The sequence below is a fragment of the Caulobacter sp. SRI_008 genome, assembly GCF_057586355.1.
The window spans coordinates 1-16,525 of sequence record NZ_JBYCZS010000008.1 but is presented as its reverse complement, the minus strand read 5'-3'; the positions used below and the strand labels follow the sequence as shown (position 1 = coordinate 16,525).

The 16,525-nt window shown below is 69.1% G+C and carries 16 protein-coding genes; 7 read left to right on the top strand and 9 right to left on the bottom strand.

Annotated features, from left to right (window positions below):
• Positions 1-48: 48 nt before the first annotated feature.
• Genes AC2YHT_RS08830 through dusB form a run of 3 tightly spaced genes read right to left on the bottom strand, consistent with a single transcriptional unit; the run spans position 49 to position 3,594 of the window.
• Positions 49-1,470 carry a sigma 54-interacting transcriptional regulator gene (locus tag AC2YHT_RS08830; protein WP_110122062.1) on the bottom strand — a complete coding sequence of 474 codons (1,422 nt, stop codon included), beginning with the start codon at positions 1,468-1,470 and terminating at the stop codon, positions 49-51.
• 4 nt (positions 1,471-1,474) lie between these two features.
• Positions 1,475-2,590 (bottom strand): two-component system sensor histidine kinase NtrB, encoded by a 1,116-nt coding sequence (locus tag AC2YHT_RS08825; protein ID WP_487289244.1) that lies wholly within the window; start codon positions 2,588-2,590, stop codon positions 1,475-1,477.
• Positions 2,587-3,594 (bottom strand): tRNA dihydrouridine synthase DusB, encoded by a 1,008-nt coding sequence (gene dusB, locus AC2YHT_RS08820; RefSeq protein WP_487289242.1) that lies wholly within the window; start codon positions 3,592-3,594, stop codon positions 2,587-2,589. Before dusB ends, AC2YHT_RS08825 begins: the two co-directional genes overlap by 4 nt.
• A 100-nt stretch (positions 3,595-3,694) precedes the next feature.
• Between dusB and AC2YHT_RS08815 the strand changes: the two genes are divergently transcribed.
• The 4 genes from AC2YHT_RS08815 to AC2YHT_RS08800 all read left to right on the top strand — a co-directional run bounded on the left by AC2YHT_RS08815 (position 3,695) and on the right by AC2YHT_RS08800 (position 7,066).
• A complete protein-coding gene (locus AC2YHT_RS08815) occupies positions 3,695-4,855 on the top strand; it encodes a bifunctional 2-C-methyl-D-erythritol 4-phosphate cytidylyltransferase/2-C-methyl-D-erythritol 2,4-cyclodiphosphate synthase (RefSeq protein ID WP_487289240.1) in 1,161 nt (386 codons plus the stop codon).
• A gap of 24 nt (positions 4,856-4,879) precedes the next feature.
• Positions 4,880-5,371, top strand: coding sequence for a CinA family protein (locus AC2YHT_RS08810; protein ID WP_487289239.1), 492 nt, complete (start codon positions 4,880-4,882; stop codon positions 5,369-5,371).
• Positions 5,371-6,486, top strand: a complete 1,116-nt coding sequence (locus tag AC2YHT_RS08805) for an FUSC family protein (RefSeq protein WP_487289238.1) — start codon at positions 5,371-5,373, stop codon at positions 6,484-6,486. The genes AC2YHT_RS08810 and AC2YHT_RS08805 overlap by 1 nt, the downstream gene beginning before the upstream one ends.
• Before the next feature lie 79 nt (positions 6,487-6,565).
• The gene (locus AC2YHT_RS08800; RefSeq protein ID WP_487289236.1) at positions 6,566-7,066 is read left to right on the top strand and encodes a cupin domain-containing protein; all 501 of its coding nucleotides are present in this window, start codon (positions 6,566-6,568) and stop codon (positions 7,064-7,066) included.
• Between the two features lie 7 nt (positions 7,067-7,073).
• Here the strand turns inward: AC2YHT_RS08800 and AC2YHT_RS08795 are convergent, their stop codons facing one another.
• Together AC2YHT_RS08795 and lipA are read right to left on the bottom strand one after the other, a co-directional pair.
• Entirely contained in the window at positions 7,074-7,526 is a 453-nt protein-coding gene (locus tag AC2YHT_RS08795) for a type II toxin-antitoxin system RatA family toxin (protein ID WP_487289235.1), read from the bottom strand.
• 3 nt (positions 7,527-7,529) lie between these two features.
• Positions 7,530-8,507: a lipoyl synthase gene (gene lipA / locus AC2YHT_RS08790; RefSeq protein WP_487289234.1), complete on the bottom strand. Its 978-nt coding sequence runs from the start codon at positions 8,505-8,507 to the stop codon at positions 7,530-7,532.
• A gap of 83 nt (positions 8,508-8,590) precedes the next feature.
• Here lipA and AC2YHT_RS08785 point away from each other — a divergent pair, with 83 nt between their 5' ends.
• From AC2YHT_RS08785 to AC2YHT_RS08775, 3 genes are all read left to right on the top strand, one after another.
• Positions 8,591-9,634: an alpha/beta fold hydrolase gene (locus AC2YHT_RS08785; RefSeq protein WP_487289232.1), complete on the top strand. Its 1,044-nt coding sequence runs from the start codon at positions 8,591-8,593 to the stop codon at positions 9,632-9,634.
• A gap of 143 nt (positions 9,635-9,777) precedes the next feature.
• Positions 9,778-11,331 carry an AMP-binding protein gene (locus tag AC2YHT_RS08780; RefSeq protein ID WP_487289231.1) on the top strand — a complete coding sequence of 518 codons (1,554 nt, stop codon included), beginning with the start codon at positions 9,778-9,780 and terminating at the stop codon, positions 11,329-11,331.
• A 123-nt stretch (positions 11,332-11,454) separates the two neighbouring features.
• Complete coding sequence (locus tag AC2YHT_RS08775) at positions 11,455-11,850, top strand: DoxX family protein (protein WP_487289229.1); 396 nt, start codon at positions 11,455-11,457, stop codon at positions 11,848-11,850.
• Between the two features lie 161 nt (positions 11,851-12,011).
• Here the strand turns inward: AC2YHT_RS08775 and AC2YHT_RS08770 are convergent, their stop codons facing one another.
• The 4 genes from AC2YHT_RS08770 to AC2YHT_RS08755 all read right to left on the bottom strand — a co-directional run.
• A complete protein-coding gene (locus tag AC2YHT_RS08770; protein ID WP_487289228.1) occupies positions 12,012-13,418 on the bottom strand; it encodes an OprO/OprP family phosphate-selective porin in 1,407 nt (468 codons plus the stop codon).
• Positions 13,419-13,574: 156 nt separating this feature from the next.
• Entirely contained in the window at positions 13,575-14,975 is a 1,401-nt protein-coding gene (lpdA, locus tag AC2YHT_RS08765; protein ID WP_487289227.1) for a dihydrolipoyl dehydrogenase, read from the bottom strand.
• 81 nt (positions 14,976-15,056) lie between these two features.
• Positions 15,057-15,533 carry a glutathione peroxidase gene (locus tag AC2YHT_RS08760; RefSeq protein WP_487289226.1) on the bottom strand — a complete coding sequence of 159 codons (477 nt, stop codon included), beginning with the start codon at positions 15,531-15,533 and terminating at the stop codon, positions 15,057-15,059.
• Between the two features lie 123 nt (positions 15,534-15,656).
• Positions 15,657-16,525, bottom strand: an 869-nt coding sequence (locus AC2YHT_RS08755; RefSeq protein ID WP_487289225.1) for a 2-oxo acid dehydrogenase subunit E2, incomplete at its 5' end; no start/stop codon positions are given.

The window sequence follows — 16,525 nt, the reverse complement described above, 5'->3', positions numbered from 1 at the left end:
CAACACCCATGTGCTGAAAAAGCGTCAGCAACCAAATCCGTTTAGCGCCTAGCGGCGACCGCGGCTCATCTCGACGCCCAGATCCTGGATCTTCTTGCGCAGCGTATTGCGGTTCAGGCCGAGGATTTCGGCCGCCCGCACCTGGTTGCCGCGCGTGGCCGACAGGGTCAGCTGGATCAGCGGACGCTCGACCTCCTGCAGCACCCGGTCGTAGAGACCGGCGGCCGGGACGCCGTCGGGCTGCTCGGCGAAGTGCGAGGCCAGGTGGCGCTCGACCAGGGCCGCCAGCGTGACCGGGCCTTCGTCGGCGCGGGGCGCGGGCGAATGGTCCTGCAGCTCGCGATCGACGATGCGGGCGGTGATCAGCTCCTCGGCGTAGAGAGCGCACATCCGCCGGATCAGGTTCTCCAGCTCGCGTACGTTGCCGGGCCAGGAGTGGCTCTTCATGCGGTCGAGCGCGCTCTGGTCGATGGTCTTGGCCGGCAGGCCTTCGCGGTTGGCGCGCAGCAGGAAGGTGCGTGCAAGGTCCGGGATGTCCTCCGAACGGTCGCGCAGGGGCGGCAGGCGCACCGGAGCGACGTTCAGGCGGAAGAACAGGTCTTCGCGGAACAGGCCCTGCTGGATCAGGCCGCGCAGGTCGCGATTGGTGGCGGCGATGATGCGGACGTTGGGACGACGGCCGGTCTTGGGGTTCACGACCGGCTCGGTGCCGTCGATCACCCGCAGCAGGCGGGTCTGGGCGTCGAGCGGCATGTCGCCGATCTCGTCGAGGAACAGGGTGCCGCCGTCGGCTTCGACGAGACGGCCGAGGTCGCCCTCCCCGCGGCCGAACAGCTCGGTCTCGACCCGCTCGCGCGGCACGGCCGCCAGGTTCAGGACCACGAACTTGCCGTCGCGGCGGCGGCCCAGGTCGTGCAGGGCGCGGGCGACCAGCTCCTTGCCGGTGCCGCTTTCGCCCAGGATCAGGACGGTGAGGTCGGCCCCGACCAGGCGGGCGATGGTGCGATAGACCTCCTGCATCGGCGCCGAGCGGCCGATCAGCGGCAGGCGCTCGTCGCGCATGGCGCGGGCCTGGGCCTTGGAGGCCTCGGCGTCGGCCGGACGCGACAGGGCGCGGCGGGCGGCCGCGGTGACGTCGTCGAGGTCGAACGGCTTGGAGACGTACTCGAAGGCCCCGGCGTCGGCGGCGTTGACCGCGGTCAGCAGGGTGTTCTGCGCGCTCATCACGATGATCGGCAGCTTCGGGCGCTCCTTGCGGATGCGCGGCAGCACGTCGAACACGTTCTCGTCGGGCATCATCACGTCGGTGACGACGAGATCGCCCTCCCCGTCGCTGACCCACTTGAGCAGGGTGGTGGCGTTGCCGGTGGCCCGGACCTGGTAGCCCAGACGGGTGAAGGCCTGGCTGAGGACGAGACGAACCGAAGAGTCGTCGTCAGCGATCAGAATCTTCTTGTTGGCGGCGTTCATCTACTCACGCGTCTCCCAAGGAGGGTTCGGGCGCCACAGGCAGCAGCACGCGGAAAACGGTGCGGCCGGGCTCGGATTCGAAATCGATCAGGCCGCCATGGGCCGTCACGAGCTTGGTGACCAAGGCCAGGCCAAGGCCGGTGCCGTTGGCCTTGGTGGTCACGAAGGGCTGAAACAGGTGCTCGCGCAGGCTCTGGGGCACGCCCGGCCCGTTATCCTGCACGCGGATCTCGATCGGCGCGCTGGAGGCCGGCTTGCCGTCCACGCCGCGCACTCGAACGCCGGGGCGCCAGGCGGTGTGGATGACCAGCTCGCCACGACCGTCGCCGCGCATGTGGGCGGCTTCCGAGGCGTTCTTCACCAGGTTCAGGAAGATCTGGATCAGATGGTCCTCATCGCCCCAGACCGGCGGCAGCGACGGATCGTACTGCTCGCGGAAGCGCAGGCCGTCGGCGACGCCGTTGACCACCAGCGCCCGCACGCGGTCGAGCACCTGGTGGATATTGACGGCCTCGCGCGGGGTCGGGGCCTGGTCGGAGAAGGCCTCCATGCGATCCACCAGGCGGCGGATGCGGTCTGTCTCGTCGACGATCAGCTGGGCCAGCGGCTGGTCGGCGGCGCTGGCGCCGGTCTTCAGCAGTTGGGCCGCGCCGCGGATGCCGGCCAGCGGGTTCTTGATCTCGTGGGCCAGCATGCGGCCAAGGCCCACGACCGAGCGCAGGCCCGCCGCGTCGGCGGCGTTCTCGACGCCCAGCGCGCCCTTGACGTGCAGGGTCAGCAGCACCGAACCGTCGCCCAGGGGCGAGGCGGCGCCGTCGGCCTCGAACGGCGGCTGGCCGAAGAGATTGACCTCGACACCGTGCTCGCGGACCAGCGCGCCTTCGAACACGGCGCGATCCATCAGCGAGACCAGCACCGAGCCGGGCGGCAGGGCGGCGCGGAAACGGCCGCGGGCGAGCAGCGAAAGGCCGTGGCCGAACAGGGCCTCGGCGGCCTCGTTGACGGCCACCAGGGCGCCGTCGCGGTCGACGACCAGGGCGGGCTCGGGGCTCAGCTCGAAGGCGGCGGCCTTCAGGGCGTCCAGCGCGGGACCGGTAATGGCGCGGGCGCGGTCGGTCATGCGGCGATCCTTCCGCCGGCGAGCCAGAGGTCGGCCAGGGCCGCCTCCAGAACAACCGGATCCTCTATGCGACAAAGGCTGGCGCGCGCCTGGCGGCGCGCTTCGGCGCTCTCCGGCCAAGGCGCGGCCTCGATGTAGGACGCCAGATGCTTGCGGAACATCTTGAGCCCCAGGCGGTCGCCGTAGAAGGCGAGGCTGCGACGGAAATGGGTCAGGACGATCGCCAGGCGCTCGTCGACGCCCGGTTCGACGAAGTCGCGGCCGTCCAGGGCCGCCTCGATGGCCTGAGCGATCCACGGGCGGCCATAGACGCCCCGACCGATCATCACGCCGTCGGCGCCCGATTGCTCGAGGGCGCGGCGAGCGCTGTCAGCGTCGGTGATGTCGCCATTGACGAGGACGGGCACAGAGACGGCGTTCTTGACCGCCGCGACGGCGGACCAGTCGGCCTCGCCCTTGTAGAACTGGCAGCGGGTGCGGCCGTGCACGGTGATCGCGCGAGCGCCGACGGCTTCGGCGCGGGCGGCGATCTCGGGGGCGTTGCGGCTGGCGTCGTCCCAGCCCAGGCGCATCTTGACGGTGACGGGCACGTCGACGGCCTCGACGGCGGCGGCGACCAGGGCCTCGGCCAGGTCGGGTTCGCGCATCAGGGCCGAGCCGGAAGCGGCGCCGGCGGTGACTTCCTTGGCCGGGCAGCCGAAGTTCAGGTCGATGATCTCGGCCCCGGCTTCAGCCGCCAGGCGGGCGCCGTGCGCCATGTGCTCCGGATCGCGGCCGACAAGCTGTACGACCATCAGCGGCAGGCCTTCGCCGACGGCCGCGCGGCGGACGACGTCGGGCCGGCCCTTCGCGAATTCCGCGCAGGCGACCATTTCGGTGGCCACGTATGAAGCGCCGAGGCGCGTGGCCGTTTCTCTGAACGGAAGGTCGGAAACGCCTGTCATAGGCGCAATCCACACCCGTCCGGGCACCGTGACGGCGCCGACTGCGAGCTGCTTGCTCATTTTATGATCATCCCCACCGCTGTGTTTTTAGGCACATTGTGCAGCGCAGTAAAGCCCTCCGTTCGCTGGACATGCGCGACGACAACGTTAGACACGGGCCATGACCTTCTCAGCCGTCGTCGTCGCCGCAGGCAGCGGAACCCGTGCCGGACCCGGCCAGGCCAAGCAGTGGCGGGATCTGGCGGGAAAGCCGATCCTGCGCTGGTCGGTCGAGGCCTTGCTGGCGGCCGGGGCCGCCGATCTCGTAATCGTTACCGATCCCACCATGCAGGACATCCTGGGCGAAACCTTGGCCGGCCTCGGCGGCTGGCGGTTCGCGCCGGGCGGCGCCACGCGGGCGCTGTCGGTACAGTCGGGCCTGGCCGCCCTCGCCCATCGCCCGGCCGACGAGCCGGTGCTGGTGCACGACGCGGCCCGCCCCTTCCTGACCAAGGCCGTCGTGGACGGCGTGCTGACGGCGCTGGAAAACGCCGACGGCGTGGTTCCCGCCCTGCCCGTGGCCGACACGCTCAAGTACGTTGGCAAGCGCGGCGGCGAGTCGGGGGCGACCACGACGTCGCGCGACGGCCTGTGGCGCGCCCAGACCCCGCAGGCCTTCCGCCGCGACCGCCTGCTGGCCGCTTACGCCGCCTGGAGCGGGCAGACCGAACCGACCGACGACGCCCAGGTGGTCGAGGCCCACGGAGGCAAGGTCGCCATCGCGCCGGGAGACCCGCTGCTGACCAAGCTGACCTATCCGGAGGACTTCGCCATGGCCGAACGGCTGGCGGGCGCGGCCCGCATCACCCGCATCGGCCAGGGTTTCGACGCCCATCGCTGGGGTCCGGGAGAATCGGTGTGGCTGTGCGGCGTCGAGATCGCCCACGACGAGACCCTGATCGGCCACTCCGACGCCGACGCCGGGCTGCACGCCCTGACCGACGCGGTTCTTGGCGCGATCGGCGACGGCGACATCGGCGACCACTTCCCGCCGACCGACCCGCAGTGGAAGGGCGCGGCCTCGGACAAGTTCCTGATCCACGCCGTCGACCTGGTTCGCCAGCGCGGCGGCCGCCTGATCAATGTGGACGTGACGCTGATCTGCGAGCGGCCCAAGATCAAGCCGCACCGCGAGGCCATGCGGGCGCGCCTGGCGCAGATCCTGGACCTGCCGCTCGACCGCGTCAGCGTGAAGGCGACCACGACCGAGAAGATGGGCTTCACCGGCCGAGGCGAGGGTCTGGCCGCGCAAGCCGTGGCTACGGTCGAGACACCCCTCTAGAGTGACGCTCAAAGGAGTCGCGGCATGTTTCCCATCGAGATCGAAACCCTGGCCCGACTGCTGATCGACGAGGCGCGCGAGAAGAAGCTGCGCCTGACGGCGATCGAAAGCTGCACCGGCGGGCTGGTGGCGGGCGCGATCTGCGCGATCTCGGGGGCGTCCGACGTCTTTGAGCGCGGCTTCGTCACCTACACCAACCGCGCCAAGAGCGAGATGGTCGGCGTGCCGGGTGACCTGATCGCCGACCACGGGGCCGTTTCCGAGCCGGTGGCGCGGATGATGGCCGAAGGAGGCCTGGCCAACAGCAACGCCCATGTGGCCGTGGCCATCACCGGCATCGCCGGCCCCGGCGGCGGCACGCCGATGAAGCCGGTCGGCACGGTGCATTTCGCCGTCGCCCGCGCCAACCGTTCGGTCGTCCATCGGCACGAGCACTTCGACGGCCAGACGCGCGAGGCGGTGCAGCTGGCGGCGATCCGCACGGCGCTGGAGATGCTGCGCGAGGCCGTGGCCTGATGCCCGACAGCGCGCCCTCCGACTGGCGGCGGTTCGTCGGGGCGGGCTTTTCGCGATCGGCCCTGGGCGCGGCGGCCAAGCGCAAGAGCGAACTGCGTCACGCCGTGCGGGTCTCTGCGGCCGTCGTCGTCGCCTATGCCCTGGCCACGCTCCTGCATCTGCCGCAGGGCTATTGGGCGGTGTTCACGGCCGTCATCGTCGTGCAGTCGAGCCTGGGCGCGACCATCACCGCCTCAATCGAGCGGTTCATGGGCACCGTGGTCGGGGCGGCGGGCGGCGCCGTCGCGGCCTGGCTGCACAGCCGCCATCCCGAATGGGGCGGTCCGATCCTGGCGGTCACGGCCGCGGCCCTGGCGTTCCTGGCCGCCGTGCGCCCGGCCTTCAAGGTCGCGCCGATCACCGCCGTGATCATGCTGATCGGCACCACGACGCACATGGACCCGCTGACGGCGGCCTTCCTGCGGGTGGCCGAGATCACCGTCGGCAGCCTGGTGGGCGTCGCGGCCACCCTGCTGATCTTCCCGGCCCGGGCGCACCAGTCGGTGGTGTCGAGCAGCCAGAAGGCGGCCGGTCTGCTGGCCGACCTGCTGTCGCACTACGCCGCCAAACTGGAAGGCGCGCCGAGCAACCTGGACGCGCGCGAGCACTATGACGAGACCCTGAAGGCGCTGTCGAAGCTGCAGACGGCCATGACCGAGGCCGACCGCGAGACAGCCAGCAAGCTTTCCGACCGCTCGGTGTCGGACGCCCTGCCCCGCACGCTGTGGAGGCTGCGCAACGACTGCGTGATGATCGGCCGAGCCCTGCGCGAAGCCCTACCCGCCCCGACGTTGGGCCCGCCGACGGCGGCCATGCTGTCGGCCTCGTCAGCCTATCTGCGCGGCGTGGCCCAAAGCCTGTCGGGAACCGCCCGGCCCGACCGGATCGCCTTCGCCGCCGGCCACCAGACCTTTCAGGACGCGGTCGAGGGCATGCGCGACATCGGGGCGACGCGGGAACTGGGCTTCGACGACGCGGCCCGGACCTTCGGCCTGGTGTTCGCCGTGGAGAACCTGTTCGCCAACCTGGGCGACTTCGCCGACCGCGTCGAGGAGGCGGCGGGGAAGCGGGACTAGATTCGGCGCCAAAGCGCACATCATTCGAAATAACGCCGGTTATCTTCGGTGGGGTCATCACGCATCGAGGAAACGCCTGATGTTGCGCCCGCCTTCGTCCAACTCAACGCTACGCGCCGGCTGCTACGCCGTTCTGCTGGCCGCGCTCGCAAGCGCATCCGGCGCCGCCGAGCGGAAGACCGTCGCGCGGAGCGACGCCGAACAGCTGCTTATCATCCCCTTCGAGGACGCCAAGTTCGCGCCCGTCTCGCCGACGAACCCCGGCGGGGCGCAGATCGCCGTCCTGCGCGGCGACCCGGCCACGGGTCCGTCCGACATGCTGATGAAGACGCCGCGCAGCGAAGGCCAGCTTCATTTCCATACCAGCGACTATCGCCTCACGGTGATCAGCGGCGTCATGAAGCACTGGACGCCGCAGAGCGGCCGGGAAAACGCCAAATCGCTGGGGCCGGGCAGCTACTGGTTCCAGCCGGGCGGACAGGGCCATGCCGACGACTGTCTTACGGACGAATGCCTGATGTTCATCAGTTGGGCCGGCCCGAAGGACACCAAGCCCTGGACGCCCGCCGTTCCGAAATGAGCAGGCCTCAGGCCTTCACGCCATAGAGCTGCGCCGCGCGGGCCTCGAAGCAGGCGATCAGCTTGTCGACCGCCCGGTCCATGTTGGCCGCCAGCAGGGCGTCCAGCACCTTCGACTTGAAGGCGAAGTCGATGGCGAAGTCGACAGTGGTTCCGTCTGGATGCGGCGAGAACCGCCACTGGTTCGACAGCCGCTTGAACGGCCCGTAGAGCAGGCTGACGCCGACACTCAGGTCGGCCTTGTCGCGGCGGACGCGGGTGGCGAACTTCTCACGCAGGAACGAGAAGCCGACCTGGGCCTCGGCGTCCAGGCTGGAGATGTCGCCGCTCTCGCTGGCGTTCCAGGTGCGCATGGCCGTGATCCACGGCACGAACGACGGATAGGCCTCGACGTCGCCGACGAGCGTGAAGAGCTGTTCGGGCGCGTAGGGCAGCACCCGAGTGACGACGTGGCGATGCAAGGATCAGCGAGCCTTGGCGTCGAGCGCCCGGCGGGCCGCCTGCAGCTTGGCGAAGTCTTCGCCCGCATGGTGCGACGAGCGGGTCAGCGGGCTGGACGACACCATCAGGAAGCCCTTGGCCCGGGCGATCGCCTCATAGGCCTTGAACTCTTCCGGCGTGACGAAGCGGTCGATGGCCGCGTGCTTGCGGGTCGGCTGCAGGTACTGGCCGATGGTGATGAAGTCGACGCCGGCCGAACGCATGTCGTCCATCACCTGCATGACCTCTTCCTTCGTCTCGCCCAGGCCGACCATCAGGCCGGACTTGGTGAACTGGGACGGATCGCGCTGCTTCACGCGGTCCAGCAGGCGCAGTGAGTTGTAGTAGCGCGCGCCGGGACGGATCTTCAGATAGAGCCGCGGCACGGTCTCCAGATTGTGGTTGAAGACGTCGGGCCGCGAGTCGATCACCACGTTCTCGGCCTGATCCTTGCGCAGGAAGTCCGGCGTCAGGATCTCGATGGTCGTGCCGGGCGACATCGCGCGGATCGAGGTGACGACCTCGGCGAAGTGGCGGGCGCCGCCATCGATCAGGTCGTCGCGGTCGACCGAGGTGATGACGACGTGCTTGAGGCCCATCTTGGCGACGGCCTCGGCCACGCGGCGCGGCTCGTCCGGATCCAGCTGGGTCGGCAGGCCGGTGGTGACGTTGCAGAAGGCGCAGGCGCGGGTGCAGATCTCGCCCATGATCATCATGGTCGCGTGTTTCTGGCTCCAGCACTCGCCGATGTTCGGGCAGGCCGCCTCTTCGCAGACCGTGGTCAGCTTGTGCTCGCGCACGATGCCCTTGGTCTCGTTGTACTGGCCCGAACCAGGCGCGCGAACGCGCAGCCAATCGGGTTTGCGCAGGACCGGCGTATCCGGGCGATTCTGCTTTTCGGGGTGGCGGACGGCGCGTTCCTCGGGACCGCGAGCCTTCAGCGTATCGATCAACGTGACCATGTGGGCCTAGATCGGCCTTCTTGGCCTCCGGATCAAGCTCTCGATCTTGCATGCGGCGCAAAGGCGCGAAATGAGTGGCCTATATGCTTCGCCATGTGCTCGTCCTGCTGCTCGCCCTGCCCCTTTTCGCCTGCGGCGAGCAAGGATCCCGCGCGCCTTTCGCCGACAGCCGGACCTCGCCGGGCCTGGAGCGCCGCTTCCTGCCGCCGAATGGCTGGGCGTGGGGCTATTTGCAGGTCGGCGACGACCCGGTGCAGCGCTACGGCGTCAGCGCCCCGCACGGCGCGCCGACCAGCCAGATCCTGATCCTGACCGACTATGGCGAGAGCGCCGAGACCTGGTTCGAGACCGCCAATGACCTCAACGCCAAGGGCGTGGTGGTGTGGATCCTAGAGCGCCAGGGCCAGGGCGGCTCCGAGCGGCTGACCGGCAAGCGTGAGCGCGGCCACGTGCTCAGCTACGCCCCCGACGTCACGGCGACCAAGGCGATGGTCAAGGCGGTGATCCGCCCGGATGGCCGCCTGCCGCTGACGGTGCTGGGTCAGGGCCAGGGCGGGCTGGTGGCCCTGCGCGCCGCCGAGGAGGGCCTGATGGCCGACGCCCTGCTGTTGTCGGCGCCGACCTTCGAACTCGGCGCCCTGCCCGCCCCCAAGGCCCAGTTGATCAAGACCGCCAGGCTGGCGCGACAGGCCAGGCTGTCGTTCCTGGCCTGGCCGACGGCCCAGGACTGGCGGCGCGACGGTCCCGACGACAAGGCGCTGGGCCTGACCGGCGATCCGGTGCGCGGCGCGGTCAACCACGCCTGGCAGACGGCCAATCCGGACCTGCGGATGGGCGCGCCGAGCCTTGGCCTCTACGCGGCCTATTACGACGTGCTGGACGCTGCCGCCCACGACCTGGGCGGCGTGAAGATCCCCACCCTGCTGCTGGCCGGCGACGCCGATACGGTGACGCCCTCTTCGGCCCAGGCCAGCGTCTGCAAGGCGCTGGCGGACTGTCGCGAAACCCGCTTGCCGGGCGGGCGCCACGCGCTGCACCTGGAGCGGGATTCGGTGCGGGGTCCCTGGCTGGAGGCCGTGATCCAGACCGTGCGCGGCGCCGGCCGTCGATCCGCCGCCAGACCTTGAGCCGCAAGGGTTTGCACCCCACCTGAAGAACGGGGTTCGATCACGAAACGTGACCGATCTTTGCAAACCCCGCCGGGATCGCTAGGCTCCCTGCTCAATCGAACGAGGGCGGAACTCGCGCCTTTGTGGGAGGTTTCGCCGGCATGCCGGTAGTTTTTAAAGCCGAAGACGGCCAAAAGGCGCTCTTCGACGCCCTGATCGACGCCAAGGACAAGTTCGGAGCCAAAAAGCCGATCCTGGAGGACCAGGACCGCAACCCTCTGAGCTACACCGACCTGATCCGGGCGAGCTTCGCCCTGGGCCGCAAGATCGCGGCCATGACCAAGCCCGGCGAGCATGTCGGCGTGCTGCTGCCCTCGGGCGTCGGCGCGGTCGTGGTGTTCTTCGCCCTGCACGCCTTCGGCCGCGTGCCGACCATGCTGAACTTCACGGCGGGCCTGCGGAACATCAAGGCCGCGGTGAAGCTGGCCAACGTCCAGCACGTGCTGACCGCCCACAAGTTCATCGAGCTGGGCAAGCTGCATGACGTGGTCGATGCGATCGACGACCTGGCCAAGGTCGTCTACCTGGAAGACGTCCGCAAGACGATCGGCCTCACCGACAAGCTGTTCGCGGCCGCGGCCGGCGCCTTCCCGCGCCAGTTCCGCAGCCCGGCCAAGCCCTCGGACAAGGGCGTGGTGCTGTTCACCTCGGGCAGCTTCGGCGCGCCGCGCGGCGTGGTGCTGAGCCAGGCCAACCTCGTCTCCAACGCCGCCCAGATCGCCGCCCATATTCCGCTGGATCCGGCCTGGGTGATGTTCAACCCGCTGCCGGTGTTCCACTGCTTTGGCCTCACCGCCGGCGTGATCCTGCCGCTGCTGCAGGGCATGAAGGCGTTCGAGTACCCCTCGCCGCTGCACACCAAGCAGATCCCGCCGCTGATCAAGGACAGCAAGGCCTCGCTGCTGCTGGCCACAGACACCTTCGTCAACCAGTACGCCCGGGCTTCGGAGACCGACGAACTGGGTGGTCTGCAGTTCATCGTCTGCGGCGCCGAGAAGGTGCGCGACGAGACCCACGCCCTGATCAAGGAGCGCTTCGGCGACGTGCCGGTGCTGGAAGGCTACGGCGCGACCGAGGCCTCGCCGGTGATCGCGGTCAACAAGCCGACCGACAACCGCGCCGGCACGGTGGGCGGCCTGCTGCCGGGCATCGAGACCCGTCTCGAGCCGGTCGAAGGCATCGCCGAGGGCGGCCGCTTCTACGTGCGCGGCCCCAACATCATGTCGGGCTATCTGCGCGAGGACGGCGGCCTGGACGCTCCCGAGGGCGGCTGGCACGACACCGGCGACGTGGTCACCATGACCGACGACGACTGGATCACCATCAAGGGCCGGGTGAAGCGCTTCGCCAAGATCGGCGGCGAGATGGTGTCGCTGACCGCGGCCGAAGACCTGGCCGTGGCCGTGTGGCCCAACGGCCGCCACGCCGTGATCTCGATGCCCGACAAGAAGAAGGGCGAGAAGCTGATCCTGGTCACCGACTGCCAGACCGCCACGGCCGCGCCGCTGGTGGCTCATGCTCAAGCCATCGGCGCGCCGGAACTGGCGGTGCCGCGCAAGATCCTGAAGGTCACCCAGGTGCCCGTGCTGGGCAGCGGCAAGACCGACTATGTCGCTATCCAGCGCATGGCCGAGACCGACAGCCAGGCGGCCTGATAGCCTGACGAACTTTCGCCCCTCCCCGGGCGTTTCAGTAGAGCTTGCGGCCGTCGCTCCGATCCCTTGCGGAAAGAGCGGCGGTCGATCGCGTGAACCGAAGCGTTGGAACGGGAGAAAGCCTTGGAACGACTGTACGTGTGGGCCCCGCGGGTGCTGAGCCTGCTGCGCATCATCGCCGCCCTGCTCTTCATGGAGCACGGCCTGATGAAGCTTTTCCACTTCCCGGCCGCACAGCCCGGCGCGCCCGATCCCCTACCGCCGCTGCTGCTGGCCGCGGCCGTGCTGGAAGTCGTTGGCGGCGGCCTGCTGGTGCTGGGCCTGTTCACCCGGCCGGTGGCGTTCCTGCTGTCGGGTCAGATGGCCGTAGCCTATTTTCTAGCCCACTTCAGCCAGGGCTTCTGGCCGGCGCTGAACGGCGGCGAGGCCGCGATCCTGTTCAGCTTCGTGTTCCTCTACCTGGTGTTCGCCGGGCCGGGGGAATGGAGCGTGGACGCGCAGGTGCGCAAGCGGCCGTAATTTGTCTTCCTTCTCCCAGAGGGAGAAGGTGGCGGCGTAGCCGACGGATGAGGGGTTAGGGACCGAAGACAGCGTGCCGGCACGCCGGTTGAGGGCGTAACCACTCACCCTCCCACGCTTCGCGCGGGCCCCTCCCTCTCCCTCTGGGAGAGGGGCGTTTTCTAGAAATCCAGCTCCATCCGCGCGCCGGTGACGTGGACGCCATAGTCGCGATCGCCGTCGGCCAGGGGCGTGGCGTCCTGGTAGGCCAGGTAGGCGTGGTTGAGGTTGAAGCGCAGATACTCGACCGGCTGCCAGATCAGGGCGGCGATCACCGCATCCTGGCGGCCGCCGACGATCGGGCCATCGTTGAGGTCGAGATGGTCGTAGCGGGCGTTGACCTGCAGCGCGCCGATCCCGCCGCCGCCCAAGGGCTTCCTGGGCTTGGCGCGGTCGAAGATGCCGGACTTGTAGCCGCGGGTGTCGTCGGTAAGGAACCAGCCGAGTTCGGCATAACCGCCGAAGAAGCGCGCGTCGGGGCCTGACGCCAGGTCGCTCTCCAGCCAGTGGGTCTCGGCCGCGCCGTGCAGGCGGCCGCGCACGAAGGCGGCTTCCAGGCCGTAGTGCGCCTCGTCCCTGACAGCGAGCGTCGAGGTGCCGATCACGCGGGTGTTGCTAGTGTGGACGTAGGGCCGCTGGCGATAGCGCGTGCCGGCGTCGCCCACGCGCTTGAGGTCACGCCAGTGAGCCGAGCCGCCCAGGTGCAGCTGAGTCTTGCCGAGCTTGGGCGCATAGACCACGCGGCCGTCCAGGCCGTAGCTGTTGTTCTCGTCGCCGCCGCTGGCGCCGTCGCTGTCGTTGGACAGGGCGGTGATGTCGTCGGCGAACAGGCCGGCCTGCAGCAGCCAGGCGGCCTTCTCGTACTGGGCGGCGAGACCCAGGCGGCGCTCAAAGCTGAAGGCGTCGGTGAAGGCCGCCCGCTCCATGACCGAGCCGGAGGTGTCGCCGGTCAGTTCGTCGAGCGACTGGAACTGGTTCTGGTTGCCCACGGCGAACTGCCAGCCGCCGGTCTTGTAGGTGACGAAGGTGTCGACCAGGTCGACGCCGTTGTCGGAAAGCTCGAGTTCCAGCTTGTAGCCGACGCCGGCGCCCAGGCCGCCCTCCCCGCCCAGGCGGATACGGCGCATCTCGGCGGCGTAGCCCAGGCCGCGATCGGTCGAGCCGTCGGGCCGGCCGACATAGCCGACGTCGGTCTGTATGCGGCCCTTGGCCTTGAAGCTGCGACCGCCGCTGGCGGTGAACTGCGGCGAACCCTTCCACGCGATCTCGGTGGGAGGAGCAGGCGCCTTGGCCGACGCGGCGGCGGTCGCGATGGGCGGAGCTGGCGGGGCCGTGCGCTGCGGCGCGCCGGTGGCGCCGTCGAGCCGCTGCTCCATCCGCTGGAGCTGGGCCTTCAGGGTCGCGATCTCGGCCCGCAGCGCGGCGGCGTCCTCGGCGCTCAGCAACCCGTCCTGGGCCAGGGCTGGAGACGTGGCGAGGCACAGGCCGGCGACGAGGGTCGCCAGCGGGAGCTGGATGGAGGCGCGCAAGATCGTCACCCGGAATGCAGAAGACCCGCCCGACGGCCTGTCGGGCGGGTCTTCATAGCGACCGGGCCTTTGCTGTCCCGTGACAAAGTGTGTCTGGGACAGACCCGGGAACGGGAGTTCATCCGGGTTCGGACAAACTCCGCCCCCCTCGCCGGATCAGATGTGCAGGACGCGGCCGTAGGCGTCGAGCGAGGCTTCGTGCATGGCTTCCGACATGGTCGGGTGCGCGTAGACGATGCCGTGCAGGTCTTCCTCGGTGGCTTCCAGCGTGATGGCCGTGACGAAGCCCTGGATCATCTCGGTCACTTCGTGGCCGATCATGTGGGCGCCGATCAGGGCGCCGGTCTTGGCGTCGAACACGGTCTTCACGAAGCCCTCGGTCTCGCCCGCGGCCACGGCCTTGCCGTTGACCTTGAACGGGAAGCGGCCGGCCTTGACCTCGAGGCCCGCGGCCTTGGCGCCGGCTTCGGTGTAGCCCACCGAGGCGACCTGCGGGTTGGCGTAGGTGCAGCCCGGGATCGGCGAGTGGACGTTGGGCGTCTTGTAGCCGGCGATGTACTCGGCGGCGTGGATGCCCTCGTGGCTGGCCTTGTGGGCGAGCCAGGGCGCGCCGGCGACGTCGCCAATGGCGTAGAGGCCGGGCACGTTGGTCTCGCCGTGCTTGCCGGTGACCACGTGGCCGCGGTCGAGCGTCAGGCCGACGGCTTCCGTACCTTCGGTGTTCGGAACGATGCCGATGGCGACGATGCACTTCTCGGCGGTCAGTTGCTCGGCCTTGCCGCCGACCTCGACCGAGACCGACACGCCGGCGGCGGTCTTGTCGATCTTGGTGACCTTGGCGCCGATGCGGAACTTGATGCCGCGCTTCTCGAAGGCCTTCTGGGCGGCCTTGGAGACTTCGGCGTCCTCGACCGGCATGATGCGGTCGACGGCTTCGACGACGGTCACCTCGGCGCCGAGGGCGCGGTAGAAGCTGGCGAACTCGATGCCGATGGCGCCCGAGCCGATCACGACCAGCGACTTGGGCATCGACTTCGGCGCCAGGGCGTCGCGATAGGTCCAGACCTTGTCGCCGTCGGAGACGGCGCCGATGGCCGGGATGTTGCGAGCGCGGGCGCCGCTGGCCAGGATGACGTTCTTGGCCTGGACCGTGCGGCTGCCGCCGGCCTTCAGGGCGATCACGACCTTCGGAGCGGGCGCGCCCTTTTCGAGCTTGGCCTCGCCCTCGATGACCTCGATCTTGTGCTTCTTCATCAGGAAGGCGATGCCGCCCGACATGGTCTTGGCCACGCCGCGCGAGCGCTCGATGATCTTGTTGAAGTCGAACGAGGGCTTCTCGACGGCCAGGCCGTAGCTGTCGAGGTGCGACAGTTGTTCGAAGATCTCGCCGGACTTCAGCAGCGCCTTGGTGGGGATGCAGCCCCAGTTCAGGCAGATGCCGCCCAGGTTCTCGCGCTCGACGATCGCCGTCTTCAGGCCCAGCTGGCTGGCGCGGATGGCGGCGACGTAGCCGCCCGGACCGGCGCCGATGACGACGACATCGAATTCCGTGGACATGGTAGTCTTACCCTAGCTTGGACGTCGCACGGGGGAGCGGCGGCGTCGAACGACCGGCCCCGCGGGGCCGGCCTGGGAAATCTATAACAGCGCCTCGACGGCCGCCTGGAGCTCTTCAGGCTTGGTGGTCGGGGCGAAACGCTCGACGACGTTTCCGTCGCGATCGATCAGGAACTTGGTGAAGTTCCACTTGATCCCTTCGGTGCCCAGCACGCCCTTCTGCTGCTTCTTCAGATAGGCGTAGAGCGGATGGGCCGAGGGGCCGTTGACGTCGATCTTGGCCATCATCGGGAAGGTCACGTCGTAGGTCAGCGAGCAGAAGCTGCCGATCTCCTCCGCCGTGCCCGGCTCCTGGCTGCCGAACTGGTTGCAGGGAAAGCCCAGGATGGTCAGGCCGCGATACTTGCTGGCCTTGTAGAGCGCTTCCAGGCCTTCGTACTGCGGGGTCAGGCCGCACTTGCTGGCGGTGTTGACGATCAGCAGCACCTGGCCGCGATAGTCAGCCAGGCTGACGTCCTTGCCTTCGAGCGTCTTGGCCGAGAATTCGTAGACCGACATCGCGTGTTCTCCCCGGGGCCGTCCCCGTCCTGAAAAATCCAGGATGGGACCCTGCCCGGCCGCTTTCGAAATCCCCGCCCCGCGTTTGGTCGAGGGGCGAGGATTTCAAGGCAAAGGCCGCCCTTAGACGATCAGGGTCAGCGGCTCCTCGATCAGCGGCTTGAAGGCCGCCAGGAACCTGGCGCCGACCGCGCCGTCGACCACGCGGTGATCGCAGGTCAGGGTCACGGTCATGACCGTGGCCACGGCCAGCTGGCCGTTCTTGACCACCGGACGCTGCTCGCCGGCCCCGACGCTCATGATCGCGCCTTGCGGCTCGTTGATGATCGACGAGAAGGCCTTGATACCGAACATGCCGAGGTTCGAGACCGAGAAGGTGCCGCCCTGGAATTCCTCGGGCTTCAGCTTCTTGGCCTTGGCGCGGGCGGCCAGGTCCTTCATCTCGGCCGAGATCTGGGCGAGACCCTTGGTCTCGGCGGCGCGGATGATCGGGGTGATCAGGCCGCCGTCGATGGCCACGGCCACGGCGATGTCGGCATGCTTGTGCATGGCGATGCCTTCGGGCGTGTAGGAGGCGTTGGCCTCCGGCACGCGCTTCAGCGCCACGGCGGCGGCCTTGATGACGATGTCGTTGACCGACACCTTCACGCCCTGGCCTTCAAGCAGGCTGTTGATCTTCGCGCGGGCGGCCAGCAGGCCGTCCAGCTCGATGTCGATCGTCAGCGGAAAGTGCGGCACGTCGCGGAAGCTTTCCGTCAGGCGGCGCGCGATGGTCTTGCGCATGCCGTCCAGCGGGACGAGGTCGTAGGAGCCGGCGGGGATGCCCATCTGCTCCAGCGACTGGACCTTGCGCGGCTCGGCGGCCGGGGCCGAAGCAGCGGCGGCCGGAGCCGGCGCGGCCTTGGCGGCCGGGGCGCCGCCGCTCTTGGCGGCTTCCACGTCCGACTTCACGACGCGGCCGTGCGGACCCGAGCCCTTGATGGACTTCAGGT